At 53.5% G+C, this 24858-nt stretch carries 29 protein-coding genes; 17 read left to right on the forward strand and 12 right to left on the reverse strand.

The features are described 5' to 3' along the window. Nucleotides 1-278: 278 nt before the first annotated feature. From FJ147_07380 to FJ147_07400, 5 genes are all read right to left on the reverse strand, one after another. Nucleotides 279-1484, reverse strand: a complete 1206-nt coding sequence (locus FJ147_07380; GenBank protein ID MBM4255703.1) for an MFS transporter — start codon at nt 1482-1484, stop codon at nt 279-281. Between the two features lie 79 nt (nt 1485-1563). Continuing rightward, nucleotides 1564-2664, reverse strand: a complete 1101-nt coding sequence (locus tag FJ147_07385; GenBank protein ID MBM4255704.1) for a radical SAM protein — start codon at nt 2662-2664, stop codon at nt 1564-1566. Between the two features lie 50 nt (nt 2665-2714). Beyond that, nucleotides 2715-3143, reverse strand: coding sequence for a hypothetical protein (locus FJ147_07390; protein ID MBM4255705.1), 429 nt, complete (start codon nt 3141-3143; stop codon nt 2715-2717). 131 nt (nt 3144-3274) lie between these two features. Continuing rightward, nucleotides 3275-4096 (reverse strand): glycosyltransferase, encoded by an 822-nt coding sequence (locus tag FJ147_07395; GenBank protein MBM4255706.1) that lies wholly within the window; start codon nt 4094-4096, stop codon nt 3275-3277. Between the two features lie 70 nt (nt 4097-4166). After that, nucleotides 4167-4760: a YihA family ribosome biogenesis GTP-binding protein gene (locus FJ147_07400; protein ID MBM4255707.1), complete on the reverse strand. Its 594-nt coding sequence runs from the start codon at nt 4758-4760 to the stop codon at nt 4167-4169. 114 nt (nt 4761-4874) lie between these two features. Between FJ147_07400 and FJ147_07405 the strand changes: the two genes are divergently transcribed. The 6 genes from FJ147_07405 to FJ147_07430 all read left to right on the forward strand — a co-directional run bounded on the left by FJ147_07405 (nt 4875) and on the right by FJ147_07430 (nt 9388). Next, nucleotides 4875-5252 carry a hypothetical protein gene (locus FJ147_07405; protein ID MBM4255708.1) on the forward strand — a complete coding sequence of 126 codons (378 nt, stop codon included), beginning with the start codon at nt 4875-4877 and terminating at the stop codon, nt 5250-5252. A gap of 33 nt (nt 5253-5285) precedes the next feature. Beyond that, nucleotides 5286-6476, forward strand: coding sequence for an acyl-CoA dehydrogenase (locus FJ147_07410; protein MBM4255709.1), 1191 nt, complete (start codon nt 5286-5288; stop codon nt 6474-6476). 88 nt (nt 6477-6564) lie between these two features. Next, the gene (locus tag FJ147_07415) at nt 6565-6978 is read left to right on the forward strand and encodes a PaaI family thioesterase (GenBank protein MBM4255710.1); all 414 of its coding nucleotides are present in this window, start codon (nt 6565-6567) and stop codon (nt 6976-6978) included. A gap of 68 nt (nt 6979-7046) precedes the next feature. After that, nucleotides 7047-7850, forward strand: a complete 804-nt coding sequence (locus FJ147_07420) for an SAM-dependent chlorinase/fluorinase (GenBank protein MBM4255711.1) — start codon at nt 7047-7049, stop codon at nt 7848-7850. A gap of 6 nt (nt 7851-7856) precedes the next feature. Further along, nucleotides 7857-8939 (forward strand): site-2 protease family protein, encoded by a 1083-nt coding sequence (locus tag FJ147_07425; protein ID MBM4255712.1) that lies wholly within the window; start codon nt 7857-7859, stop codon nt 8937-8939. Next, nucleotides 8936-9388, forward strand: coding sequence for a dCMP deaminase (locus tag FJ147_07430; GenBank protein MBM4255713.1), 453 nt, complete (start codon nt 8936-8938; stop codon nt 9386-9388). The genes FJ147_07425 and FJ147_07430 overlap by 4 nt, the downstream gene beginning before the upstream one ends. A gap of 37 nt (nt 9389-9425) precedes the next feature. Here the strand turns inward: FJ147_07430 and FJ147_07435 are convergent, their stop codons facing one another. After that, nucleotides 9426-10985, reverse strand: a complete 1560-nt coding sequence (locus FJ147_07435; GenBank protein ID MBM4255714.1) for a B12-binding domain-containing radical SAM protein — start codon at nt 10983-10985, stop codon at nt 9426-9428. A 454-nt stretch (nt 10986-11439) separates the two neighbouring features. Beyond that, nucleotides 11440-11904, reverse strand: a complete 465-nt coding sequence (locus tag FJ147_07440) for a hypothetical protein (protein MBM4255715.1) — start codon at nt 11902-11904, stop codon at nt 11440-11442. A 215-nt stretch (nt 11905-12119) separates the two neighbouring features. Between FJ147_07440 and FJ147_07445 the strand changes: the two genes are divergently transcribed. From FJ147_07445 to FJ147_07455, 3 genes are all read left to right on the forward strand, one after another. Further along, nucleotides 12120-12998 (forward strand): hypothetical protein, encoded by an 879-nt coding sequence (locus tag FJ147_07445; protein MBM4255716.1) that lies wholly within the window; start codon nt 12120-12122, stop codon nt 12996-12998. A 4-nt stretch (nt 12999-13002) separates the two neighbouring features. Then, the gene (locus tag FJ147_07450) at nt 13003-13395 is read left to right on the forward strand and encodes a helix-turn-helix domain-containing protein (protein ID MBM4255717.1); all 393 of its coding nucleotides are present in this window, start codon (nt 13003-13005) and stop codon (nt 13393-13395) included. Nucleotides 13396-13638: 243 nt separating this feature from the next. Further along, entirely contained in the window at nt 13639-13869 is a 231-nt protein-coding gene (locus FJ147_07455; protein MBM4255718.1) for a hypothetical protein, read from the forward strand. A 212-nt stretch (nt 13870-14081) separates the two neighbouring features. Here FJ147_07455 and FJ147_07460 read toward each other — a convergent pair whose 3' ends face one another. The 5 genes from FJ147_07460 to FJ147_07480 form a co-directional block, all read right to left on the reverse strand. Further along, entirely contained in the window at nt 14082-14825 is a 744-nt protein-coding gene (locus tag FJ147_07460) for an ABC transporter ATP-binding protein (protein MBM4255719.1), read from the reverse strand. Nucleotides 14826-14887: 62 nt separating this feature from the next. Further along, entirely contained in the window at nt 14888-15991 is a 1104-nt protein-coding gene (locus tag FJ147_07465) for an FtsX-like permease family protein (GenBank protein MBM4255720.1), read from the reverse strand. After that, entirely contained in the window at nt 15991-16614 is a 624-nt protein-coding gene (locus FJ147_07470; protein MBM4255721.1) for a hypothetical protein, read from the reverse strand. The genes FJ147_07465 and FJ147_07470 overlap by 1 nt, the downstream gene beginning before the upstream one ends. Nucleotides 16615-16679: 65 nt before the next feature. Next, a complete protein-coding gene (locus FJ147_07475) occupies nt 16680-17732 on the reverse strand; it encodes a type III polyketide synthase (GenBank protein ID MBM4255722.1) in 1053 nt (350 codons plus the stop codon). A gap of 26 nt (nt 17733-17758) precedes the next feature. Further along, on the reverse strand, nt 17759-18418 hold the full coding sequence (locus tag FJ147_07480; protein ID MBM4255723.1) for a hypothetical protein: 660 nt from the start codon (nt 18416-18418) through the stop codon (nt 17759-17761). A 164-nt stretch (nt 18419-18582) separates the two neighbouring features. Here FJ147_07480 and FJ147_07485 point away from each other — a divergent pair, with 164 nt between their 5' ends. From FJ147_07485 to FJ147_07520, 8 genes are all read left to right on the forward strand, one after another. Continuing rightward, on the forward strand, nt 18583-18882 hold the full coding sequence (locus FJ147_07485) for a hypothetical protein (GenBank protein MBM4255724.1): 300 nt from the start codon (nt 18583-18585) through the stop codon (nt 18880-18882). Between the two features lie 103 nt (nt 18883-18985). Continuing rightward, nucleotides 18986-19753 (forward strand): RNA methyltransferase, encoded by a 768-nt coding sequence (locus tag FJ147_07490; GenBank protein ID MBM4255725.1) that lies wholly within the window; start codon nt 18986-18988, stop codon nt 19751-19753. A 269-nt stretch (nt 19754-20022) separates the two neighbouring features. Continuing rightward, entirely contained in the window at nt 20023-20643 is a 621-nt protein-coding gene (locus FJ147_07495; GenBank protein ID MBM4255726.1) for a hypothetical protein, read from the forward strand. A 326-nt stretch (nt 20644-20969) separates the two neighbouring features. Further along, entirely contained in the window at nt 20970-21179 is a 210-nt protein-coding gene (locus FJ147_07500) for a DNA-directed RNA polymerase subunit omega (protein ID MBM4255727.1), read from the forward strand. Then, nucleotides 21179-22336 carry a molecular chaperone DnaJ gene (dnaJ, locus tag FJ147_07505; protein MBM4255728.1) on the forward strand — a complete coding sequence of 386 codons (1158 nt, stop codon included), beginning with the start codon at nt 21179-21181 and terminating at the stop codon, nt 22334-22336. Before FJ147_07500 ends, dnaJ begins: the two co-directional genes overlap by 1 nt. A gap of 138 nt (nt 22337-22474) precedes the next feature. Further along, nucleotides 22475-23668, forward strand: a complete 1194-nt coding sequence (locus FJ147_07510; GenBank protein ID MBM4255729.1) for a sigma-70 family RNA polymerase sigma factor — start codon at nt 22475-22477, stop codon at nt 23666-23668. 60 nt (nt 23669-23728) lie between these two features. Next, nucleotides 23729-24466, forward strand: a complete 738-nt coding sequence (locus FJ147_07515; GenBank protein ID MBM4255730.1) for a competence/damage-inducible protein A — start codon at nt 23729-23731, stop codon at nt 24464-24466. 23 nt (nt 24467-24489) lie between these two features. Continuing rightward, on the forward strand, nt 24490-24837 hold the full coding sequence (locus tag FJ147_07520) for a hypothetical protein (protein ID MBM4255731.1): 348 nt from the start codon (nt 24490-24492) through the stop codon (nt 24835-24837). Nucleotides 24838-24858 lie beyond the last annotated feature (21 nt).

Here is a 24858-nt window from a genome sequence, read left to right on the forward strand (position 1 = left end):
CCTATGTCGCTCTTAGCTCCATCGCTGCTCGCTCACAAGACCTTCTTTGCTTGCTCCCGCGGAACAAATCGGGTGTCGCTCTTTCCTCCTTCCTGCCTCTCGTGTTTCCTCTTCGTTCATCAGGCCAGCCACGGTCCCTTCCCCCCATGCACCAAAGGGGTCTTTATAAAACGAAGCCAAAGAAATATGCAAGGTTCTCTCAGTCAGGGTGTGTAGGACTCAAGCGTGCAAATAAAGCAAGCTGCGTATATCGGATACTTTGGTGGGCATAGCTCGTCTTACTTTGCCCGTAGGGTTTCGCGTGTACCAATTCCCATTACGGCAACGAGAGCCGTCCATCCGGCAGTCACCACAAAAGCAAGGGTAAAACCAAGGTGCCCGGCAAGCCACCCAGCAACAACCGGCCCGAGCAGTAGACCTGTGTCGCCAGCTCCGCGATAGACACCCATAACAGTTCCCGCTTTGCCTGGTGGAGTGAGGTCGGCAATTACAGCCGCAGGAGCAGGCCCGAGATAGCCAATGGCAGCACCAAACGCGATACTGGCAAACATCAATAGTGCATACGAGTTCGCCCACGGATACAGCAAGATGGTCAGTACCGTTGCCCACAAACTGACAAGCGTGACCCATCGACGCCCAGCGTTATCGAGTAACCGCCCCGCATGCCACAGTACACACAAGTTAGCGAGTGAACACAGCGACTGAGCTACACCGATCCCTGTTTCACCCAGACCTATTTTCTCCTGCGCGAAAAGTGGCATGAGATTAAGGCTAATGCCCGACCGAATGCCAAAAAGGAGAAAGGTCAATAGACAGGCAAACACAAAAGTCCAATCACGTAAGAGTTGCGATAACACCTCGCGAGTAGAATCTTGCCGAGCGGCTGCTTCACGTGCTGAGGCCGGAGGGAATTCGCCAATCCACCACATCCCGACAATAGCAACAACGAGTGATAAGACAGACATCGCCCAGAATGGTGCACGTAGGTCGTGAAAGAAGCTTGCCGCGAAACCACCGACCCCAGGGCCGATAGACACCCCAACTAATAGCATACTCTGGTAGAAGCCCATCGCTTGCCCCATGCGCTGGGGCGCGACCGTGCGAGCAAGAAAAGCCATCGCTGTAATGGTGAAGAGAGCAGAGCCAATCCCGCCAATCAGTCGATACCACAACAGCGCAGAAAAACTTTTCGCTACCACTGACAATGCCGCAGAGACAGCGACAATGGCTGCACCACCACAGGCGATCAGACGTGGGCTCCAACGATCGACCGCAGCACCACCAATGAAATCGAACGGGATACGTCCAAGGGCAAATGCCGCAACTAACGCCCCTGCTCCTGCATACGAAACACCAAATTCTTGCGCGATGAGTGGCAGCACGGGGGAGATCACGCTCGATCCCAGCATGATTACCAGGGTCATTAACGAAATGATGATAACTTGGGGATCAAGATCAGACGTGAGGCTGCGGAAAAAAGGCATGAATAAATAGGCTACAGGCCATAGGCTACAGGCTACAGGGGAAGAGCGGGGAGGCCCTAAAGCCTTTAGCCTGTAGCCTTTAGCCTATTCCTCCAATCAATGTTCTTGCCACATCCTTATCACAACTCGGTGTGTAGCCGATCACCTTCTCCCATACTGCGGCAGTTTCCATACACATATAATGTGGAACGTGTGGTGCAGCTTCTTTGAGCCACCCCAGAATCGTGCGGTACATCTTCACTCGTAGAGCCTGAAACGTACGCCATTTGCCATCAGCGCAAACGACTTGCTCTCCTGAAAGGATACGCGTTTGCGGGAATCGCCGCCGTACAGTGCTGCGCAATGCTGGCGTCATCCGCAAACTGCCGAGGCTTACCCAGGCAACGCGCTGGGGATCGATAGTTGAAAAGATCCGTGAGATCACTTCGTAATAGCCCCGTTCCCAATCGGGGTACTCGATCAAAGGATCGAAGTGGAAACCAAGTCTATAGCCAGCCTCTTGCACTCGTTGTGCGGCAGCAAGGCGAGCGGCAAACGAGGCAGTCCCGTGTTCTTCGGTATTCACAATGTCAGGCGGAGTCATCGACCACGCAACTACCACTCGATCTTTGGGGTCAAGTGTGAGCAGTGCATCAATACAATCAGTTTTGGTTTTCAATTCCAGCAAAGCGTTTTTTCGCTCGGCAAAAAAAGGCACCAGATGAGCGGAGAACCCAAGCAACGGGTCGAGCGCAAGGCTATCAGAAAGTTCGCCAGTGCCAATGCGGAATTGTTGTGAGGGGTGACGATCGATTGCAGTGGCAACTTGTGACAGTAGATCGTCAACGTTCGTGTATACTTTGAGGGTTGGATTATTCGCCAGATATTCTTGCAAGAAACAGTAGCTGCAATCCATCGGGCAGTTCGAGATCAAACTCACCACAAGATAGTTACAACAGACCAGGCCACTCGTCCCTGCCGGGCAATGTTCTAAGAAGGTCGAGCGTTGGCGGGTGAATAGGAGTCGCTTCTTACCCGCCGAGAACGTGTCCCCTTCAAGCGGCGGAAGCCCGTCACGTTCCCAACCTCTCTCGACAATCCGCACAGGAACGTGAGGAAGGCGAGCACGCACTCGTTGCACAACAGGAGCGTTCTCTTCTCCTTGCTCGATAAGGATTTCGTTAGGTTGATAGAGTTTCATGCTTCGCTACATTCTACTGACTGCTGAATACTGGCTACTGACTACTTGTTTTAGATTTCATCGAGAAGATCGAACACCCTTTGCAGAGAACCATCCTCGAGCTTCTGCTGTAACTGCAGGACGGTATCTCTCACCTCTTCACTCGTACGTGCTTTGATCTCGATCGTAATCTCGTTCCCTTCTAAAGCCGCGGGGAATGATACACGCACCCGGTTGCCAAGGTCTAGCGCCTTAATCGCGGCACGGAGGTCGTCTTCCAATTGTGAAAGACGTGGATAGCGGAGCTTTCGCAGGGCGTCTTTCACCGCTTTCAATTTGTCATTGCGCGAGAGTTTCGTTTCAAGAGGGTGTTGCAACTCAGGGCGCCCCAGAACGCCCCGTATCGTCACACCGTCACGTGCGACGATTTCTTCTAACCAGTCGAGAAAATCACGAAGCTGGTTCTCGTTGAGTTGCAGCTCTCTTGCAATCGGCAGCAAAGCCGCCTGATCCTCCTCACTCCAGGATTGCCAGCGCTGTAGTGTTGGCGTGGAGAGGTGCTTCTCTCGGGCGTAAGTAACGAGTGAGTTCGCAATACCAGACAATGAAGACCTCTCGGTCGTCGGGGCAGCTATACGCCCCGACAAAATTGTTGCGCTACTGCATGATACTGTTCCCCAGCCTGCCCTCGTTTTTTCGCTCCTTGCGCCAGAATTCTACACTTCTTTCGCAGAACGCTCTCCGCTTGTTGTCGTTGTTCTTCAGAGAGGACACCAGACTCTAGTAGTTTACACAGTGCTGCGACGCGAAAACGGTCCATGCCCCAAAACTGATGCGAGAGCTGGTCCGCATGTCCGCCGCGTTTAATCACTAGCGGTGTCTCAATCAAATGCACCGGGAGCGTTGCAGCAATGCGTAACCATAAATCATAATCTTCACAGGCAGGGAGAGATTCGTCAAAACCAGCCATTCGCTCAAACAGCCCGCGCCGCAGCATCACTGCTGAGGGGCTCACCAAGCACAGTTCGAGACTCCGAGCGAAGATATCACCCCCACTCTTGCGATGCTTATTGTGTTGATTGACGCGCACCCCGTTGCGCAACCAGATTTCTTCAGTCTGACAAATCTGTACGTCTTGCTGCTCAGCCATGAACCTCACTTGGTGTTCGAGTTTCTGCGGCTGCCACAAGTCATCCGAGTCGAGAAAAGCAATCAACTCGCCGGAACTTAACGAAACTCCGTAGTTCCGTGCCGCCGATACCCCACGGTTCGGCTGCCAGACATAACAAATACCGGCAAACTCTCGCACCGTCTCTACAGTTCCATCGTCCGAACCGTCATCAACGACGATCAGCTCGAAATCAGAAAAAGACTGTGCCACAACCGAAGCGATGGCCTCACGTACGAACTCACAGCGATTATAGGTCGGGATGATGACAGAGACTTGGGGCATAGGAAAAATCGTGGTGCGCGAATCGTATTGCGTGCCTCAGGATTATGTATCACGTTTTACGCAACACGCACTACGTCACACGTTTCCCGTTCTCCGCGGTAAGTTCCTCAATCGCCTGCCACAGTTCCTCTTTTCCCACGCTATTCTCTGCTGAAAAGAGGAGCGGTTCGTAGCCATCAAGCTGATCGGTTAAGACTTTCCGCTGCTTCTCTAATTCTGAGCGTTTGAGCTTATCACTCTTTGTTGCGACGATCAGGAACGGGCGCTGGTGATGCGTAAGAAAATTACACAACGCTTCTTCTTCCGCTTCTGGCCCGCGACGAGCATCGACGATGATAATGACGCCACGAAGGTTCCGGGCGTTCACCAGATAGTCCTCAATCAACTGTCGCCAGTGTTGGCGATCCTGCTTTGATACTTTGGCGTAGCCGTAGCCGGGCAAATCGACAAACGTGAGATTGTCATTCACAACAAAGAAATTGAGTTGCTGCGTACGCCCTGGTGTTGAGCTTGTACGGGCAATCTTTCGCTCTAACAATTTGTTGATTAGCGAAGACTTGCCGACGTTCGAGCGCCCAGCAAAGGCAATTTCAGGGTATGGTAAGCGAGGAGCACCACCAGGTTGGGTGGCCGCTCCGGCAAACTCGACAGATGAGATTTTCATGAGTGTTGGATTGTCCGTAATTTTTCTTCCGGCTTATCCGGCTTTCCCTGGGCAGACAAGTCCCGCTACTATTTGCTAGACGCACGAAAAAAAACGGCATAGAGTTTCCCGTCTATGAACCAACTCATTGGACTCGGACTTACCGCGATCTCTGTGTTTAGCGCTGCGATAGTGACAGGCTTTCGCCTGAAACCCTATATGGACGCTGGTGTCACACGAACCCCACCAACGTTTGCGATCTATCCCGCCGCTATCGCGCTCGCAATCACCATCCCCGTGGTCTTCTTTTTACGCTGGAAACAAGGCAGTAAACACGTTGAGATCGGTCCAGCAAAGTTTATGGACAGCTCACTATTCATCGTGATGGGTTGTTTGCTGTACATTCTGGTCGCGGTCTCCTTCTTCCCTTATCAACCAATGACACGATCTCCTGCACATCAAACCGATCCACACACAACCCCTTCCTCTGGGGGCAGTGTTTCCATATTCTAAAATCTACTGCCACATGATGGAGGTTATCCCTACGTGAGCGCTCAGAACAAGAAACGAACCCGTTTACTGACCTTGGCTGGTGAACTTGCCGACGACTTTGTTACCCGCGCGGCTGAACATGATCAAAACAATTCGTTTCCTTTTGAGAATATCCAGCACCTAAAGGACACAGGCTACTCAGCACTGGTGCTGCCCGAGTCATACGGTGGACTTGGAGCGGATTTGGTGGATTTCTGTTTGTGCCAAGAACGACTCGCCCAAGGCTGTGGAGCAACCGCACTCGCAATCAATATGCATCTGTTCGGTCTTGGCTCAATGATTGATCGTGGCGATGATAAACGTCCAGAAACCCAGGGTTTTCTCAATGCAATGGGACACCAACGGCAGATTATGGGCGGTGGCCTCACCGAACCTGAAACCGGAGGGAACTGGGGATTGTTTCTCACTCGTGCGATGAAAGATGGGGATTCCTACGTCCTCAACGGACGTAAGGCATTTACCAGCTTGTCCCCAGTGATCGATTTATTCATGGTCTTAGTGACCGTCCAAGATCCAGACGCAGGACTGCTCGGGGGGACATTTCTCGTGCCAAAAGGAACACCAGGGCTACAAATTGTCGAGAATTGGAATGCAATGGGGATGCGAGCCACGGCAAGTCATGACCTGATTATCACTGACTGTCGTGTCCCACTCGATCATGCCGTGCGAATTCGTCCGATCGGTGAAATTCTCCCTGAAGACGTCAATCTCTTTGCGTGGTTCTCTCTCAGTGTTGCCTCGATTTATACTGGTGTCGCTATCGCTGCACTCAACTTTGCCAAGGAATTTTCCAACCGGCACCAGCCGATGCCGCTTCCCCGTTCAATCAAATATCTGCCTGGCGTACAGTTCGCCGTCGCGGAAGCAGAGATGCTGCTTGCCTCAACTCGTGCGTTCACGTTAGAGACGGCAAAGGCATGGGTGGCAGGAGAGCGATTTGAAGGAGAAGACGGTCTCGCCCGCGTATGCATGCCCAAATATGTTGCCACCAATAACGCGATTCGTATTGTCGATCTCTCTATGGAAATTGTCGGTTCAGTTGGCATTTTCAAAAAGCATCCACTTGAACGTTACTACCGTGATGTTCGTGCTGGCACCAATCATCCGTTTTCCAATGCGCGGATGCGGGAGTTGGTTGGGAAGAATGCCCTGGGTATTAAGCTGCTGGAAATGCCACGATGGTAGGGCAAAAGCAGTGACGCGTAATGAGTGACGAATAGGCTGACCGCTGATAGCTGATTGCTGACCGCCTACAAGAGAAGAGCAATGCATCATGCAACAAGACAAAACCGCAATTTTTCGTGACCGGATCGCAGAGCCATTTTTCACAGTTCTTGGTCTCCAGATTGAGGAAGTACGCCTGGACTTCTGCCGTATGCGGATGCCGTTTCATCTTGGCTTACGGACTGAGGGACAGGTTGTCCATGGTGGAGCGATTGCCTCGCTCGTCGATAGCGCCGGTGTCGTTGCCGTGTGGTCAAATGTTCCCCCTGAGATCACTCGTGGTGCGACAGCAACTATGACTGTCAACTATTTGGCGGCAGCAGAGGCGGTCGACCTCACTGCCGAAGCACAGGTTGTGCGGCGCGGAAGAAGCGTCGTCTTCGTTGACATTGATGTCACTTCACCGGCTGGCGATCGTATCGCCAAAGGATCGCTGGTGTATAAGCTCTCAAAAGGGAGATAGTCATCAGCAGACGGCAGGAAAAAGCTTCTTTGCCTCTGCCGAACAAAAAGTCCCAAAAGCTTTTAGGAATGCCTCGTAGCTCTTCCACCCCTCCCATCATCACTCTCCTTACCGACTTCGGCACTCGTGATGCATTTGTCGGCATCATGAAAGGTGTGATTCTGGGAATTGCGCCAGGAGTTCAACTGGTCGACCTTTCGCATGATGTCCCACCACAAGACGTTCTCGCCGGAGCATTAGTTTTACGCAGTGCAGTATCGTTCTTTCCAGCAGGCAGCATTCATGTCGCGGTTGTTGATCCCGGTGTTGGGAGTCAGCGTCGAGCAGTTATCATTGAGACTCAAGAAGCATTGTTTGTGAGCCCGGATAATGGATTGCTGAGCCTTGCGGTACCACCAGAGTCGATTGTCCGAATTATTCACCTCACCAACTCACAATATTTTTTACCGCAGCTCAGCTCGACGTTTCATGGGCGCGATGTGTTTGCTCCTGTTGCGGCACATCTGTCACGCGGTGTCCCACCTGAAGCGCTAGGACTAACCATCCCTTCAATAGAGCGACTCTCTTTGCCACGTGTCGAACGAACAGAAACCGAACTCATAGGAAGCGTCATAGCCATCGATCATTTCGGCAATCTGATAACCAACATCGCGGAAGCAGACCTGCTCCCCTTTCCAAGAGAAACCCTTTGGGTTAGCATCGGCGCGGTAAAAATTCAGGGGCTGGTTGCAACCTATGCATCGGTACCACTAGGGGCAACCGTGGCCCTGATCAATAGCTGGGGGATGTTAGAAATCGCGGTACGTAATGGTTCAGCAGCGCAACAGTTGCGGACACCAATTGGCACTATGGTTCGTGTAAGGATAACATAACTTCATATGTCACTCCCGATGCCGCCATTGGACCGGCCTGAAACCGGAACCCTGAATGGCTATCACCCTTCTCCCCAGTCTTTTCCACATCTCATCGTTCGTCCGGAACCACAACGACTCCTGCTGCACCTCGTCTTGTTCCTGCTCACCTTTGCAACGACAACCCTCGCGGGCGCACTGCAAAAGGGAGCGTATCCCGTCACCAGTATCTCCACATTGGTTCTTGGGGTCTTGGCCCATCCAGAGGAACTCGTACACGGGCTTTCTTTTGCTATCCCTCTGATGCTGATTTTGCTGTGTCATGAAATGGGCCATTATCTGTTTGCCCGTAAACATGGAGTCCAGGCGAGTCTTCCCTATTTTCTCCCCGCTCCCCCATTCCCACTTCTTCCGATCGGGACCTTCGGAGCATTTATCCGCATGCGCTCGGTCCCAACCGATCGACGCACCCTCTTTGACATTGGCGCTGCTGGCCCTTGGGGTGGCGTGCTGGTTGCGATCCCCGCCGTGATCATTGGTTTGGCCCTCTCGAAAGTTCGACCACTGAGCCCTCTCGATGGCGGCCTCTATTTAGGCGACTCGTTCCTGTTTTCCCTCTTGACCCGGCTCGTGCTCGGGGTGTCAGGCAACGATGTCAATATCGAACTCCATCCGATTGCGTTGGCTGGCTGGTTTGGGCTGTTTGTGACCTTTTTGAACTTGCTTCCTGTAGGGCAACTCGATGGTGGCCACGTGACCTATGCTTTATTCGGACGTTTTCATCGCTGGATCTCGCGAGGGTTCCTCGCGTTGATCTTTTTCCTGGGCTTTCAAGGATGGGTAGGCTGGTTCTTTTGGGTCGCTTTGCTATCACTTCTGGGGATCGATCATCCTCCGACACACGATATGTATTCCACCCTCGATCCTCGACGTAAGCTCTATGCATGGGGAACCGTCGGGTTATTTGTGCTGACATTCATGTCAGCTCCATTAATGATTGTTGAGCCAAAGGGTTCTCTAGAAGAGGAAGAAATCACCGTGATTTCATATGCTCCGAAAGACACTCACAAGGTGACACCGTCATCGTTTCGCATTTTTTATCGACCATGAGCCAACGACCTTCCTGGGACCAGTATTTTCTCACCATCACGCGGCAGGTTGCCGAACGCTCGACGTGTAATCGAGCCAAAGTCGGCGCCGTCATCGTTCGTGATAAGAACATTCTCGCTAGTGGCTACAACGGTGCGCCAGCTGGCCTGCCTCACTGTACTGAAGTCGGCTGCCTGATTTATCAATCAAAGACACCGACCGGTGAGAACGAAGAGAATTGTTATCGCACGATTCACGCAGAGATTAACGCTATCGCCCAAGCTGCGAAAAATGGCGTCAGCATCCGTGATGCCGACATCTACGTTACCCATACCCCGTGCATTCATTGCCTCAAAGTGTTGATCAACACTGGCATCAAACGTATCTTTTACGAGAAAGAATATAAGATCCACACCGTACGTGAGCTGCTGTCCTCCACGGATGTGACATTGCAGAAAGTGGAAGGGTAAAGGGGAGACATAGGGCATGTCCGACATGAGAACCAGCTTAGCCAGCGACCACGTGTCTAGTGACTTTCTCGAAATGATAACCTTCGATGGCACAACGGACGGCTTCGGGAAACATCTGTGGTCGATGCCACAGCACTCGCGCCAAGAAACGTGCATACGCTGCCCCCTGCCGCGAGCAGAGCTGCCGCCACAGGGTTTTCAAGAAGGCTTTCACCTCCCGACCACCAACCGATCGCACGCGATACTGCGCCGCGGGTAAATGCTGGATCAGCACCCAGCACCGCTCGAAGTAATTGCGCAACGTTGGATCGTAGAGCGTCGCCAGCACCCGCTTGTACCCGGTAATCAAGGTTTCACGGTCAAGTTGCGGTATGAAGTTCAGTGTCGCACTGACATTATTCCCGCTCGATTCGTGCAGTAAGCGTCCCTCGTGTTCTAAGCGCTTATAGAGCCCGGTCTCCTTGAGGACCGTCAACAACCCTTCCATCGCCATGACTACACCCGCTGTTTGAATAAACTCGATGTGCGCGTCGAACGCGGCTTCGGTGTCACCATCCGCGCCTAAGATGAAGCCAGCGGCCACCTCAATTCCTTGTGCCTGAATTTTCCGTACGGCATGTAACAGATAGTGTTCTTCATAGTCACCGTGAGCCTTGCGCGTGTTCTGCCGCTTTTTCATCGTCAGGAGTGCTTCGAGGCTCAGGGTTTCAATCCCGCAGAAAATCAGATTGAACCCTGCCTCTGGCAGGGCGTGCAGCAGCTCTGGATGTTCAACCAGATCTACACTCGCTTCGGTACACAAAGGAAAGGGATAGTCATGCGCCTGCTGCCACTGCGCGAGTTCCGGCAACAAACGCAAAGCATTGCGCCGATTGCCGATAAAATTATCATCGACGAGAAACACCGGGCCTCGCCAGCCGAGATCGTACAGAAGCTGAAACTCACTGAGCATCTGGGCGTTGGTTTTCGTGCGTGTGACCCGACCAAACAGCGTGGTAATATCACACCATTCACATTCCCAGGGGCAGCCGCGGCAAAACTGCACGGTCGCCATATGATACGCTTCCAAGTCCAACAGATCATAGCGGGGCAACGGTGTGGTGCCGAGATCCGGCTTCACGGCTTTGCCATCTGGTCTGCGTCGTTCGTGATACACTTCGTGCGCTTCGCCGCGGGCAAGGTCGTCCAGGAAGGAGGAAAAGGTCGCTTCCACCTCGCCAAACAGATAGTGATCTATTCTGTGCCGTGCTCCTAAATCCCGTTTGATGTCCTGATAGTAGGACGTAGGGTGTGGACCACCGGCCACAATGGGAATCCCTTTGTTATTACATCGCCGCACCACGTCGTAGAGGGACTCCTGTTGGACAATCATGGTTGATGTCATCACCACGTCCGCCCAGGCCAGATGGGTGTCCGTCAAGGGCTCCACATTCATGTCTACGACGCGGAGGGTATAAGTGTCACGGGGAAACATCCCTGCCACCGTCACCAAGCCAAGCGGCGGCATAAAAGCCTTTCTGCCGACGAACTCCATGGCAAACTGAAACCCCCAATAGGACACGGGGAACTTAGGATAGACGAGCAGGACATTAGGCATCGTTTCCTCCCTTTCCGCTCAGGCTGTGAGCAAGCCAAACGCACAGAGGACACCTGAGTGTCAGAGATTCAGTCATAGCACCGGGATTCCTCTCCAGATTCGCGTCGCAAAACAGACCGTGCCGCGTGCTGCGAGCAGTCGTACTACGCTTCGCGCGCGGTAACAAATCGTGGGGTTCGGCGCGAGAAACATAAGCACGCGCGACAGAACGTCAGCGTCCGCCATCGCTACAGTTTCCCGACATGTCCACACTTTCCACACGGCAGGAGACTGGGAGAGGGAGATTCTCCAAGACGCTCCTCCGTGGTTGTCGTTGGTGATGGCCTGGACTCCATCGTGCTCTCCTTGTCGGCTAGTGTCCTCAACCGCTAGCTATGAGTGTTCACGGAATAAGCGCTGAGGTCGTCCAGGTACGAGGGACGTATCAGCGCGCTTCCTTCTCTGCCCAACGTCGTCAGGCACTCGATCGCAGAGCCCGCGGGACGGTAACAGCACGGCGACTCTTCTGTGGCGGTGTCTTGCTGGGGTCGCACCGCCAGCGCTGTACGGCTTCCCGGACCGCCGCAGGCTCCAGGCCAAGGACTTCACAGATAGCGACAAACGCAAAGGGCCAGTGGGTGTCATCACTCAGCACCCAGGCCTCCGCTTCTTGCGCTAACCGGCGGCCTCGCCGTCCCATCGAGAGAAAGCGCCCTTGTACGCACAAGAGCGCATCTTCGAGTATCGCACGCATAAGCGCGGCCTCGGGACATCGCCCACCGACACTCGCACGAGGACCGAAAAATTGCTCCGGCAGGATATGGTCATCAACCCAATGTATGCGTTGTGGCTTTCCCCCAGTTGTCACGGCGGGAACGAGCGATGTGGGGACACCACCAGGAGTGCGAGCGCGTGAAATAGCCGATGGTATGGTCAACATAGTGTCCTTTTTTCGTAGAGCGTTAAATCACGATTGTGCCGTACTGCGGTTCGCACGCGAACGACCCACACAGGCGTTACGGCGGGGACTGACTGTTCCGCCGCCGTGATGGCGTGAGATGCCGAAATGTAGGGCTTGTTACGACCAACCTTATGCTATAAATAACAACATAGCAACTGTTATATTTTTCTTTATAAAAGGACGTACATGTACGCATGTCGATGATTGTCCTCCCTTCTTCTGGAACTCCTCCCTGGCAATGGCCGTGGTGGCAGGCGCAACCGAGTGAGCGTATGGTGCTGGTATGGATCGTGCTGCTGCATACCACAGCAGGACTTGGATTGTTCCTCTATCCGCTGCCTGGGTGGTCGCTCTTTCTGACCGCGGTGCTGCTGACCTGGCTCGGTGGGATTGGCACGACGGTCTGCTATCACCGGACCTTGGCGCATCGGGCGTTGCGCCTGCACCCCATAGTACGTCACATATTGATCTTCTTTGCACTGTATAACGGTTCGGGAGCGCCACGTTCCTGGACGGCCAATCACCGCTTGCATCACGCCACCGCCGATACTGCTGCGGATGTGTCGAGCCCCCGCATTGGTGGGTTTTGGTGGGCGCATCTCCGCTGGTTATGGCAGGCTGAGCAGGCGGCACCGCAACGGTACTGCCCAGAACTGAATACGCCGTCGTATCGGTTGTGGACGCTACTGCATGTACCACTTCTGGCGATGTCCTACCTGAGCGGTGGAATGATCAGCCTGGCGGCCTTTTTCTGGCTGGGGGCGATTCGATTGGTGTTCGCGCTGCATGGCCAGTGTTTTGTCAACAGCGTGAGTCACCTCCGATCCGGCGCACAGCCGGGCGAAGATTCGAGCCGCAATGTCTATTGGCTGGCGTTCTGGCATTTATTCCAAGGAGAAAATTGGCATCGCAACCATCATGCCCGCCCTGGGTCCGCACGACTGGGCTGGACCGGGGCCCAAGTCGACGTTGGGTGGTGGGTGATTGTGATGCTGGAGCGACTCGGGCTCGCAACTGAGGTGCGACGCCCACGGCAGCTTGAGGAGGCGGTGGCAACAATGCCACGACCATAGCGCTATGACACCGGAGGCAATCAAAGCGTTACGTACCCGTTTGCAACTGACCCAGGAAGCGTTTGCGCGGATTCTGGGCGTAAGTTTTGCGACGGTGAATCGATGGGAAAATGGCAAAGCAGAACCCACCGGCGACTATTCCCGCGTGCTTTATACCTTGCAACAACTGGTGACGAATGAGGAGGCAGGGAATGCCATTGACTGGACGCGGGCCGGTGCCTTGAGCGCGATGGCCGCGATCGCGGGCTTTTCACCGATCTTAACCCTTGGAGCGATCCTCGCCCCGCAGGTCCTGGCGCAGTTGCCCTCCCGCGACGATACGTTTATGAGCCGCACGCGATCTCCGGCGTCGCATCGCGCTTCATCTACCGAGCGGAGACGACTCAACCGACGCTAAGTGTAGCGCAGGCTGCACGAAGCGTGTCAGCAGGACCGAGCGGCGTGACCATGACAACGGTGGCCGTTCTTTTGTGGACCGCGACCGTTACCAGAACGATGGACGACCGTGACAACAGAAGCAAAGACGGAGAGGGTTGGAGCACTGCAGCTTCCAGCTCTCACGTCACGAACAACACGTGAGGGGCGTGCCAGGCCGACGTCATACTGGTCTGGCCCTTGAACGCGAAAGGAGTATCGGTCTATGCGCGCTTATCGGACACAATCGCCCTATTACTTCTCATCCAACCACCTCATCCCTGGTGGTGTGATTGTATTTTATTCAGACACGCTCAAACGGTATGTCCATCCGGTCGAAGGCGTGTTGTTGGATGGCCATCCCCGTGTGCAGGCACTATCCGAAGAGGAAAGCAACGCACTGGAAAGCCAGTGGCATAGTGCCCTGGCGCGGTATAGTGGCGCAAAGCGTAGCTAACGGCCGTACCACGGGTACGTGAACGCTGACTGGTCGGCCACGCGGGGATTCCCACATCGGACCACGGAACATTCGTACAGTTGAGGTAGGGTGCGCTGTGCGTACGCTGCGCTTGCCAGTTTTGCTTCCCGTGCGCTATGCGCACGCTAGAGTCTCTCTGGGGACAACCCAAAGTGTACCAATCTCGGGTGGTCCGATTTAGCGCATCGCATCTACACAGCAGTGCACCCTTGAGAAGCTGTAATCTCAGCCAGGCGACCATCCTCACACTGAAAGACTCGCGTCGCAACCTGGACAATGCGTTGATCATGGCTTGCGACCAACACCGTGCGTTGTTCCGCATCAACCAATTGCCGCAACAGGCGAATCACCTCTTCTCCGTTGCGTGAGTCTAAACTGCCAGTGGGTTCGTCGGCAACGATAAGAGGGGGATGTAAAGCGAGAGCACGAGCGAGGGCCACGCGTTGTTTCTCTCCACCGGATAAGTCTTGCGGGCGATGTGACACGCGTCGACCCAAGCCGAACCGTTCTAGGAGAGTCTCAGCTTGTTCGCGCGCTTCGCGAGCGCCACTCCCGGCAAGTCGTAGTGGGACTTCAACATTCTCACGCGCTGTGAGAGCAGCAAATAACTGAAAAAACTGGAAGACGAAACCAATCTGTCGCAATCGCAAATCCGCCAGTGCAGTGGAAGAAAGTTGGCCAAGGTCACAGCCCGCAACGCGTACAACTCCACTTGTCGGCTGCAGCAATCCACCAATAAGAGAAAGCAATGTCGTCTTTCCTGCCCCTGACGGACCAAGAATCAGCACCAGTTCTCCACCAGGAACACGCAGATTGACACTATCAACGGCTCGCACAGCGGTCTCGCCAGTGCCGTATATCTTGCAGACTTCGTGAAGACAGACGACCTCTGGGGCTTGGGACTTGGGGCTTGGGACTTGGGAGAATTCTGTCATAGGGTTTCGCTTCGTAGATGGAACGTTACTCGTCTCACGTCTCCAGCCTCTCGTCTCTTGTTTTAGCCTTTGAACGCCAATAAGGGATCAATCCGAGCAATGCGTCGAATGGGAAACACCGTAGCAACGAAACTCATCGCAATTGTTCCGCCTAGCATCCAGAGCGCATGATGCGGGTATGTCACAGCCGGGAACTGCGGCACGAAATACTGCGCGATCGCCATCACTCCCCAACTCGCAGGGACTCCGATCAGCCAACCACATAGACCACACAGCAATGCTTGCTGAATCGCTGTCCAGTACAAGGTGCGAGTCGGTGCCCCAATCGCCTTGAGCACACCATACTCAGCACTGCGTTCGGCAGTGAGCGTCGAAACGGTCAGACCAATGATGATTGTGCCAACAAGAATACCTATGACTTCTAGTACCCGGAGAATAGGAAGAAAATTATCGCCGGTCAGGGAAAGTGTATTGGCAGTAAACTGCGCTTTAGGAAAGACAGAAACAGCAGACGAGGTTTCTTCGATCTGTTTCACCGCTTCAGCAACGGATACATCAGGTGCAAGTTGCACCAGAAAGTAATTCACCAACCCATCCATACTGAAGAGCTGCCTCGCCTGAGCTAGCGTCACAAACGCATATTGATACAGAAAACAGTTACCACCGCGAGCGATACCGACAATACGTAACGACTTGTCCTTGACGATGATACTATCACCTTCAGTGACTCGCTCTTTGCGCGCGAACACTTCGTCAATAATGATTTCCCCATCCTGCAATGCAGCCGACCCCTGTATCACTTCAACCGGCCCGCTGTCGCCATCTACCGCACCGACAATGAAGCTATGTCGTTTCTGTCGTCTGATCTCGACGGTCATCAGTCGACCAACAAATGGTGAAACTTTCTTGATCCCATCCGCATCGCGTAACATCTCCTCACCTTCAGCCGGGAGAAACGACACGGTCTGAAAGAGATCGTACGCCCCTTTCTGCCCGATCCAGATGTCGGTCTTTACATGATTCAGATAGGCAGCCATGTGTTCTCGCCAGCCATCGTAGAGCCCCATCAACAAGAGAACCAAAATGACCGCGCTACAGATACCAGTAATCGCTAACAAGAAGCGACCTTTATGAATAAGGAGATTTTTCCGTGCGAGGAGCAGCATCAACGCACTCGCGCTGAGAAGGGTAGCAACCGCGGTTTCATGGCCATCTTGGCAGCGTATTCTTGACGCGTAAACAACGCCGCCTCTTCTCGACGAATACGCTCCCGGAGCACCAAGGCATTGACCGCAGAACAGACAAGAGCGGTCAGGTATGCAGTATGAACCAGAGGTAACGCAAGCATTTCAACAATCACGATCGTGTAATTGGGATGACGCACATAGCGATACGGACCAGTGTCAACAATAGGACGCGAAGAAGTCACAATTTGTACGTTCCACTGCTCACCTAAACTGCGCCATACCCACACTCGACCGAGCAGACAAAGCGCAAGAAGTACCAACATCGGTCCACCCAACCACGATATGAACGGGCGCTGACAGACAATTGTTTCTACTGCACTACCAACAAAGAGGGCCACATGAACTCCAACCATCACCGGATAGACGGGCTCGCGAGCTTTCGTCGCCCCTTCAGCGAATAAGCGAGTTTGATGATGGGTAGAGATCCACAGTTCAACGAGGCGCAGGCTAGCAAAGCCAGCTAGGAGCAGCAAATACCAATATGCAATTGCTTCATGAAACGAAAGCGGATGACGAGAGAGGGTCAACGTCACAATCCCCATAAGAAATGCAGCTGTCACGTCCTCTGCACTTTGAACCTTAAACATCGAACCGTCAACTCAAATTTCTACTCCCACCGCAACAATACCGACTCCGCACTAAACCCCGGCCCAAATGCGAGCAGTAAACCAAGATCCCCAGCCTGGGTTCGTTCTGTCGTCAAGAATCGATCAAGAATATAAAGCACCGACGCCGAGGACAGATTCCCGTAGTCCCGTAAGATATTTTTGCTCACGGTTGCCTGCTCTGACGCAATCCCCAAGCATTCCACCAACCCCTCAAGCACTCGTCTTCCACCTGGGTGCAGGAGAAAGTGCGACATATCACCAACGGTTAATCCTTGGGCAGCGAGGAATCGCGCGACGAGTTGCGGGACTTCTGCACTGACCAACTCGGGAATTTCTGCAGAGAGAACGATATGAAATCCAGAATCGCGCAGGTCGAACCCCATAACCTCAGTGGTCTGCGGAAAGAGCGTGCTCTCCGTCGCGAGAATCCGCGGCTGGCCAGACAGCGGCTGCGCCGACAATACAATCGCCGCAGCTCCATCACCAAAGAGTGCACTTGAAACGACATTGGCTGGGGAAAAATCTTGAAACTGAAACGTCAGCGACGGAAGTTCGACGGCAACAACCAACACCGTGTGATGAGGGAATGCCTGCAGGTAATCAAACGCCCGCGCGAGGGCGACACCTCCAGCCGCACAGCCAAGCTCCGTTACCGGCAAACGCTTCACATGCGCTGAAAAACCCAACGTATTTGCCAGATATGCATCAAGTGACGGGATCATGAATCCGGTACATGAAGTAGTAATGATGAGGTGTACGTCACTCGCGGCGACATTGGCGCGGGCTAAACTTTCACGAACGACATGCTCTCCGAGTTGACACGCATACTGTCGATACAATTGGCTTGTTTCTGTCACAGACAGTGGGTGCGCTAAGTCGAGCAACGGGCGACAGCCGTAACGGGTCTGCACGGCTGCGTTTTCAAACACCCGCTGTGCGAGGGTCAGCAATCGGCGGTCGGCACTGAGCCACAGCGGTAAAGCCGCGATGACCTCAGCTTGATCATAACGGTGCGGAGGGTGGGTGATAGAACTCGAAAGCAGTGTGGCCATTGCAGATAGGTATTCGTGTTTGATGACTATGAGGTAAATCGCAACTCAGCATCGAGAGTTCCATCGTGGCACCATGCAACAATGTACCCTCCAGCCGCAAAGGGGCCAGCGTTGAGAATTTTCGTACGACCAATGGCATCAACGCCTGGCGATTCGTGAATGTGTCCAGTAATGCAAACCTGAGGCTGATGCTGTTCGATGAACTGCCGCACCGCCTGGCTGCCGACTGGTATCCCAGTTGTCAAACGATCGAGCTTGGTTGCATAAGGAGGCGTATGACACACCATTAATTGAAGAGCAGTCTCCGCTACTCCGGTATACGCATCTGCGAGGATTCTTCCCAGTTCCGCATCTTCATACTCTAACGGCGTACGAAACGGAGTGATGTTCGATCCCCCACAACCAAAAATGGCCAAGTCATCGAGGCGGCGATGTTCACGATGCAGACTGACCTGTTCGGTTTGCAGAAAATCGAGCACTTCAGGTTGATCTACATTTCCTGGGAGCGTCAGCACCTGACGGCAATACGTTCTCGCCGCGTGTACTACCTTTGCTGCGTCGGCACGACCACCGAAGTGGGTCAGATCCCCCGAAAGGATGATGAGGTCAGCGCTCGCAAGTTCGACCGCAATTTTCCTCATCTGCGCAATTGCCATATGGACGTCGCCAAACGCAACAATTTTCATAAGGGGATATTCGCTGATACGATGTGAGCAGGTCTTTTGCTGTTCTAGTCGATGACTCACACCGGGTCAACGCGGACCAACAATTATTACCAAAGGAGCCCCTGGACTTGCAAAGCAGACGGAATCGGGAAATACTACGATCGCCTGTGCAACATGGTGAGTACATGGAAAAGAACATTCGGTCGAAAGTCCTCGCTATAGGACGGCCCTTACGTGTCGAGCTTCAGCTCGACGGCGAGTGGCTCGACCGTTTGCGTAAATTGCTGCAGGAAATGGGCGAAGAAGGAAATTCCTATCCTCTCCATCGATATCTCGAAGAGTTGCTTGAAGCCGACATTGTCTATCGGGAAAGTGATCACACTCGTCGCCGCGGGCCATTCGTCCAACGAGAAGCGATCATTCGCTGGCTGCGAGAACGGCGGAATAATGCCAATGCTCAAACCACAGCAGCAAGTAAACATTAAGATCAGCTGAGACTCATTCGTTCCTATTGAACTGCGCCTGAAAGAAACTATTACGAGCTGCTCGCTCGGTCCCCATGCGTGAGGGAAGCGACCAGAGCTGTGTATGAATCGCATGAACCTGCGGATCGTTCTTGTCCGACCGCAATATTCGGGAAATATCGGTGCAGTCGCTCGCGCCATGCGCAACTTCTCGCTCAGTGATTTGGCGTTGGTGAATCCCGCCCCGCTCCAACGTGATCAGGCAGACATGATGGCCGTCCATGCCCGTGATGTCCTCGATCACATGCAAATTCACTCTTCGGTCGGTGCAGCAGTTGCAGATTGTGGGCTGGTCATCGGCACCACCTGCCGTGCAGGCTTGTATCGTGAGGATACCGTTCCTCCTCGCGCGCTTGCACCTCATATTTTCGCGATGTCCCACACGAACCGAGTCGCGCTCATGTTTGGCTGCGAAGACAGTGGTTTATCAAACGATGAACTTCGCTATTGTCACCGGCTCATGACGATCCCTACCGATACGGCTTACCCCTCGCTGAATGTTGCACAAGCTGTACTGCTCTGCTGTTACGAGGTGTTTCTTGCAACACAAGAAGAAGAGGCCACTGCCCCCTCACGCCCCCTGGCAGTTGCAGAACAGCAAGAGCTGATGTACGAAAAGCTCAAACACGCATTATTACAGATAGGATTCCTGCACAAAGACAATCCTGAGCACATCATGTTTGCTTTTCGTCGGATGTTCGGACGTGCTGGTCTTGAGGAGCGTGATGTCAATATTCTCCTCGGCATGGCACGGCAGATCGAATGGTACGCGACACGCGGTTGGCGCTCCGTCACTCCGCCACCCGCATTGCCGAGTGATCCACTCGGGTAGTGTGGCTCACAATAATCATGGCCGAGATCATCCCCTTCCAAAGTATTCTCCAGGCTCGTCGACGACAACGTGAGCACGCGTGCCTTCAAACGTGCGTTGCTGCCATTGAACACAGCTTAAAGGTCCACCTCGAAGAATTCACCGCTGCTCCGGCTGAGGAGAAAACGGCACGAGCTAGTAAGATTCGTAAACTTGGGGAGTTGCTGGAGTATGCATCGCACCTATTGTGACGTATTCATACCAAAGCAGCTTCCAGAGAAAGGATGTCCATGGCGAAAGTAGCGTCCGCAACGGCGACCAAACGCGCAAGCTCTCCCCGCAATACCGCTGCTCCACTCAAACCACGCAGTCGTGCGACGAAAGAGGCCGCCGATACTGCGCCTCCCCCAATCGTCGAGCCCAGCGTCGATAGTCTGCAGGTCCTTACCGAACGGCTCAGTGCGCTCGAAGAGAAAGTCACAGCGAGTTTGTCGGCCCTGACCGCGGAAGTACAAAATCTGCAGAAGACCACTCCGCCCGTTTCTGCAGACGGGAGCGTTGAATCCGAAACCGTCTTACCTATTGTGGGAGATCTCATTCGGCGTCACCTGATGGAGCACCTCAACCCCCTCATTGCTTCGCTTAAACGCATTGAAGAACGGGTGGGATTCATCGGCAATCGTCTCAAACACCCAGGCGGCAACCAAGAGCAACGACAAAAGCCACCGTGGCGCCATGATCAGCAGCGACATAATAGCCCACGTGGACACAACGGCGCGCCTCGCCCAGGCCAAGGCTCCGGCCAAGGGCAACAATGGACACCGCCAAGTGCAGCTTCTGTCCAAGGGCACTTTGCCCCGCGTCCGCTACGCGGAGGAGAGATCGATACCTTCACTGAAGATGAAGAGTAAGGAGCGCTCACCTCCCTTATCGAACCTTTGCAGTAGCAGAGGTGTAGGCCTTCCGTTGCTCAATCTCTGCTCCGAATCTTTTCAATCACTCGGTCGGGGCAGCTTTCGCTACCCCCTGCTCTCGTCTTTCTTTACTTCTCCCTATTCAGTGTTACTTTGTTATTATATCAGGAAGTAGTCAACCATTAGCTTTCAGCAGTTAGCTAGGGAAGAAAAAATGAGGTTTCTCCTTCATCTTTAGTGCTGCTGCTTGCGAAGGCCAGCTTCTTGGCCTGCTGGAAGCTGACAGCTAAGAACTGATAGCTATTTTACGAAGGAGGATGTACGTGGCACGAATTACTGTTGAAGATTGTCTGCAAAAGATCCCCAACCGCTTTCAATTGATCGTCATTGCTGCACGCCGAGCAAAAGAATTGCTCAAAGGCGCACGTCCACTTGTCAGCTCGGATAATAAAGAAGTAGTGACTTCCCTCCGTGAAATCGCTGCTGGCAAAGTTTGGATGGAAGAGTCGAAAGAGCTTAAAGAGATTAAGTAGTGGCCAAAAAAGATTTATACGCTGTCTTAGGAGTAAGTCGGACTGCCTCGACTGACGAGATTAAAAAAGCCTATCGTCAGCTCGCACGGAAGTATCATCCCGACGTCAATCAGGGGAACAAGCAAGCCGAAGAACGCTTTAAGGAAGTCTCGCTTGCCCATGACGTTCTCAGTGATGAATCCAAACGTAAACTCTACGACGAGTTTGGTGAGGAAGGTCTCCAACCCGGCTTTAATGCAGAGCAGATGCGGGCGCACAAGCAATGGCAGCAGAGTGCACGTCGGTCTGCCTCACGGCCACGTGGAAGCCGCTCCTCGTCAAGTTCCAGCCCTGGGTTTGAAGACATTTTTGGTGACCTTTTTGGCAACCTCGGGGGCTTTGGACGAGGAGGCGGCAAGACTCAGCCAGGTGTCACTCCTGCCCAAGACCTTGAATATGTTCTTGACCTCGGCCTCCTCGATGCCATCCGCGGAACCAACACAACGATTTCTCTTCAACGACCAAGTCCATGCCCAACGTGCCATGGCACCGGTGGGCGGGCTGGACGCCCAAGTGCTGCCTGCTCAGAGTGTGGCGGACAAGGCCAAGTCCGCGTTGGTGCTGGTCCAATGGCTTTTTTCCGCACCTGCGCACGGTGTGGAGGGTCTGGCAGGTTGAGCCCTGGAGGCTGCAGCAATTGCGGTGGCAGCGGGCGTATCACAAGCCCAGAGAAGCTGACAGTGAAGATTCCCGCCGGTGTCGACGAAGGCACCCGCATTCGTTTAGCCGGCAAAGGCGCTGCGTCGAGCAGTGGCGGCCCTGCGGGAGATTTGTATCTTGAAATTCGCATTCAGCCGCATCCGACATTGACTCGTAAAGGACTCGATTTGTACCTTGATGTACCAGTCACTATCGGTGAAGCGGTTCATGGTGCGAGTATTACCGTGCCAACCCCGCATGGCGATGTCAAACTCAAGATTCCTGCAGGTAGTCAAAGCGGACAGACGTTACGACTGAAAGGCAAAGGCATCACCGATAGCAAAACAAGTACAAGTGGTGACTTATACGTCAAACTCATGGTCCAGGTACCACAAGAGGCTAGTGATCGCCTCCGTCAAGCCGTCGATCAGCTTGAGCGCTGCTATACAGACAGTCCGCGAAAGGACTTGCATTTGTAAGGCGAAAGGGTCCTGATGCCTGCGCTGTCAGTGGAGTAGTCACCACTACCGAGAAACACAGGTGTGCAGTGAATTATTTTCTCAAAGAGAGGTATCACTCATTGCCAGCAGATCTTTCATAGGTACCCCTCATTCCCCTTGACGATGTTCGAGGATCACGATCATCTGAGAGGTCTTGGCGAATGGGGTGAAATGTCTCACGCTTACTACAGGGGCCTCCCCTGCTGCGTGCGCATCCCGTATACTGGCTTCGTTATGCCGCGTGCACGAAAAAAGGACAAAGACAAGGTTCTGTTCCCTTCTTCCGTTGAAACCACTGCATCCGACACGTCTGACACAGTGGAAGCGATCGAAGAAGAAGACGAGGAGACAGAAACCCCTCTCGTCGAAGTGGAAGCGCTTGCTGAGGACGATATTGCGACGCAAGACGATGAGAAGGACAGTGCGGAAACCGACACCGCACTTGTCCCCTATGATCCGCTGCAGCGCTACCTTGCCGAAATCCGTCGCTATCCACTGCTCACCCCAGAGGAAGAGCATCAACTGGCCATTCGATACAAAGAACACGGCGATGTCGAGGCCGCGTATCGCCTCGTGACTGGCAATTTGCGGCTGGTGGTGATGTTCGCCCGAAGATACGAACGAGCTGTCCACAATCTGCTCGATTTGATTCAGGAAGGCAGCATCGGCTTGATGGAAGCGGTGCGGAACTTTGACCCGTATCGTGGCGTGCGCTTTCCCTCGTATGCCGTGTGGTGGGTGCGAGCGTACATTATCCGCTACTTGATGAACAACTGGCGCATGGTGAAGCTTGGCACCACCCAAGCCCAACGGAAATTATTTTTCAATCTCCAACGGGAAAAAGAGCGACTCGAAGCAGAAGGATTCTCGCCCGCACCGAAACTGATTGCGCAGAATCTCGGCGTCAAAGAAGAGGAAGTGGTCGAGATGGAAAAGCGCATGGCGGCGCGTGACATGTCGCTTGATACGCCAATGGATACCGAAGACGGAGAAAGTACAACGCTCGGGGACTTCATTCCCGCGAAACAAGATAATGCAGAAGAAGCCGTTGCTACGGCTGAGTACCGCACCCTGATGAGCCAAAAAATGCGCGAGTTCGCTCGCACCCTCAAGGGTAAAGAAGAGGTTATCTTCCGGACGCGGCTGCTCGCGGAAGAGCCTGTCACTTTACAGGAGATCGGTGACCAATATGGCATCAGCCGTGAACGTATTCGGCAGCTGGAAAGCCGCTTGAAGAAAAAGCTCAAAGACTTCTTGTTACGCGAATTCAAAGACGCCAAGGATCTCGACATCGGCTTTGTCAACGAATAATCGGCCTCTTCCGTGAGAAAAATCTTGCCAGAGGTCCCCAAAGCGGTTTATAGTGCCACTATGCGTGAGCTCAGGGCCGGTATCGTAGTCATTGGTAATGAAATCCTCTCTGGCAAGACGGTCGATTCAAACTCGGCATTCCTCGCCCGTGAGCTACGTCAACTTGGGGTAACCCTCAAACGAATCACGGTAATCCCCGATGAATTGGACATCATCGAAGACACCGTTCGTGATTTCCACCGCACGCTTGATCTCGTCTTTACCTCTGGAGGAGTCGGCCCCACTCACGATGACATCACCATCGAAGGCGTCGCCCGAGCCCTTGGCCGTCGCGTGATTATCCACCCTCTCCTAGAAGCCAAGATTCACGAGTATCTCAACGGCAAAACGCCAAATGCAGCACATCTCAAGATGGCTGAAGTTCCAGAAGGGGCGGAGTTGCTATCAGACGAGCGTATCCGCTTCCCCACTATTAAAGCGGAGAATATCTACATTCTCCCCGGAATCCCCGAGATCCTGCAGCAGAAGTTTCTTGCGTTGAAAGAGCGCTTTGCTGTAGATCCATACCATCTCAAGGTCATCTATACGAACGAGATCGAAAGCGTCATCGCCGTACACCTCAATGACACGCTGCGGGAGTACCCCGAGTTACTCTTAGGGTCCTATCCCAAGATTGGTAATAGCGAATATCGTGTTAAACTAACCCTTGAGTCGAAAGATAAAGACTACGTCGAACGCGCATTCGCGCATTTGATGGAACTTTTGCCCACCGGCTGCGTGGTGAAAATAGAAGGTTGATGTATGAAGAGGAGGTTGAAGCCATGGGAAAGAAAGTCATTCGCGTTATTGGTAGTGGATTGCTAACCCTGTCATTGCTGGCCCCAGGAGCAGCACGGGCAGACTTTAGTGACGATGCTGGCATGGGAACAGCGACAGTGCTCGCCAATGTCGTCTATATGCCAACCAAGCTCGTGTACGCCACACTGGGAGGCATCACTGGTGGTTTTGCGTATCTGCTGACTGTCGGGAGCTACAGTGCTGCAGAAAGAGTATGGACCCCATCCTTAGGTGGGAATTACGTGCTCAATCCTGAACATCTGCGTGGTCAGGATCAGATTTATTTTAGTGGTCCGCTTCCATCTCAAACGCAGCAAAGTGCTTTTCGCTAAGATCTTATCCGAAAACGATTG

It is taken from the genome of Deltaproteobacteria bacterium (assembly GCA_016874775.1).
Taxonomy (GTDB): Bacteria; Desulfobacterota; Binatia; order Bin18; family Bin18; genus VGTJ01.

Bases quoted from the DNA above. Each gene is read 5' to 3' on its own strand.
- FJ147_07380 (MBM4255703.1), bottom strand. From the start codon at position 1,484: ATGCCTTTTTTCCGCAGCCTCACGTCTGATCTTGATCCCCAAGTTATC.
- FJ147_07385 (MBM4255704.1), bottom strand. From the start codon at position 2,664: ATGAAACTCTATCAACCTAACGAAATCCTTATCGAGCAAGGAGAAGAG.
- FJ147_07395 (MBM4255706.1), bottom strand. From the start codon at position 4,096: ATGCCCCAAGTCTCTGTCATCATCCCGACCTATAATCGCTGTGAGTTC.
- FJ147_07400 (MBM4255707.1), bottom strand. From the start codon at position 4,760: ATGAAAATCTCATCTGTCGAGTTTGCCGGAGCGGCCACCCAACCTGGT.
- FJ147_07405 (MBM4255708.1), top strand. From the start codon at position 4,875: ATGAACCAACTCATTGGACTCGGACTTACCGCGATCTCTGTGTTTAGC.
- FJ147_07415 (MBM4255710.1), top strand. From the start codon at position 6,565: ATGCAACAAGACAAAACCGCAATTTTTCGTGACCGGATCGCAGAGCCA.
- FJ147_07420 (MBM4255711.1), top strand. From the start codon at position 7,047: ATGCCTCGTAGCTCTTCCACCCCTCCCATCATCACTCTCCTTACCGAC.
- FJ147_07425 (MBM4255712.1), top strand. From the start codon at position 7,857: ATGTCACTCCCGATGCCGCCATTGGACCGGCCTGAAACCGGAACCCTG.
- FJ147_07430 (MBM4255713.1), top strand. From the start codon at position 8,936: ATGAGCCAACGACCTTCCTGGGACCAGTATTTTCTCACCATCACGCGG.
- FJ147_07435 (MBM4255714.1), bottom strand. From the start codon at position 10,985: ATGCCTAATGTCCTGCTCGTCTATCCTAAGTTCCCCGTGTCCTATTGG.
- FJ147_07440 (MBM4255715.1), bottom strand. From the start codon at position 11,904: ATGTTGACCATACCATCGGCTATTTCACGCGCTCGCACTCCTGGTGGT.
- FJ147_07445 (MBM4255716.1), top strand. From the start codon at position 12,120: ATGTCGATGATTGTCCTCCCTTCTTCTGGAACTCCTCCCTGGCAATGG.
- FJ147_07450 (MBM4255717.1), top strand. From the start codon at position 13,003: ATGACACCGGAGGCAATCAAAGCGTTACGTACCCGTTTGCAACTGACC.
- FJ147_07455 (MBM4255718.1), top strand. From the start codon at position 13,639: ATGCGCGCTTATCGGACACAATCGCCCTATTACTTCTCATCCAACCAC.
- FJ147_07460 (MBM4255719.1), bottom strand. From the start codon at position 14,825: ATGACAGAATTCTCCCAAGTCCCAAGCCCCAAGTCCCAAGCCCCAGAG.
- FJ147_07465 (MBM4255720.1), bottom strand. From the start codon at position 15,991: ATGCTGCTCCTCGCACGGAAAAATCTCCTTATTCATAAAGGTCGCTTC.
- FJ147_07470 (MBM4255721.1), bottom strand. From the start codon at position 16,614: ATGGGGATTGTGACGTTGACCCTCTCTCGTCATCCGCTTTCGTTTCAT.
- FJ147_07475 (MBM4255722.1), bottom strand. From the start codon at position 17,732: ATGGCCACACTGCTTTCGAGTTCTATCACCCACCCTCCGCACCGTTAT.
- FJ147_07480 (MBM4255723.1), bottom strand. From the start codon at position 18,418: ATGAAAATTGTTGCGTTTGGCGACGTCCATATGGCAATTGCGCAGATG.
- FJ147_07485 (MBM4255724.1), top strand. From the start codon at position 18,583: ATGGAAAAGAACATTCGGTCGAAAGTCCTCGCTATAGGACGGCCCTTA.
- FJ147_07490 (MBM4255725.1), top strand. From the start codon at position 18,986: ATGAATCGCATGAACCTGCGGATCGTTCTTGTCCGACCGCAATATTCG.
- FJ147_07495 (MBM4255726.1), top strand. From the start codon at position 20,023: ATGGCGAAAGTAGCGTCCGCAACGGCGACCAAACGCGCAAGCTCTCCC.
- FJ147_07515 (MBM4255730.1), top strand. From the start codon at position 23,729: ATGCGTGAGCTCAGGGCCGGTATCGTAGTCATTGGTAATGAAATCCTC.
- FJ147_07520 (MBM4255731.1), top strand. From the start codon at position 24,490: ATGGGAAAGAAAGTCATTCGCGTTATTGGTAGTGGATTGCTAACCCTG.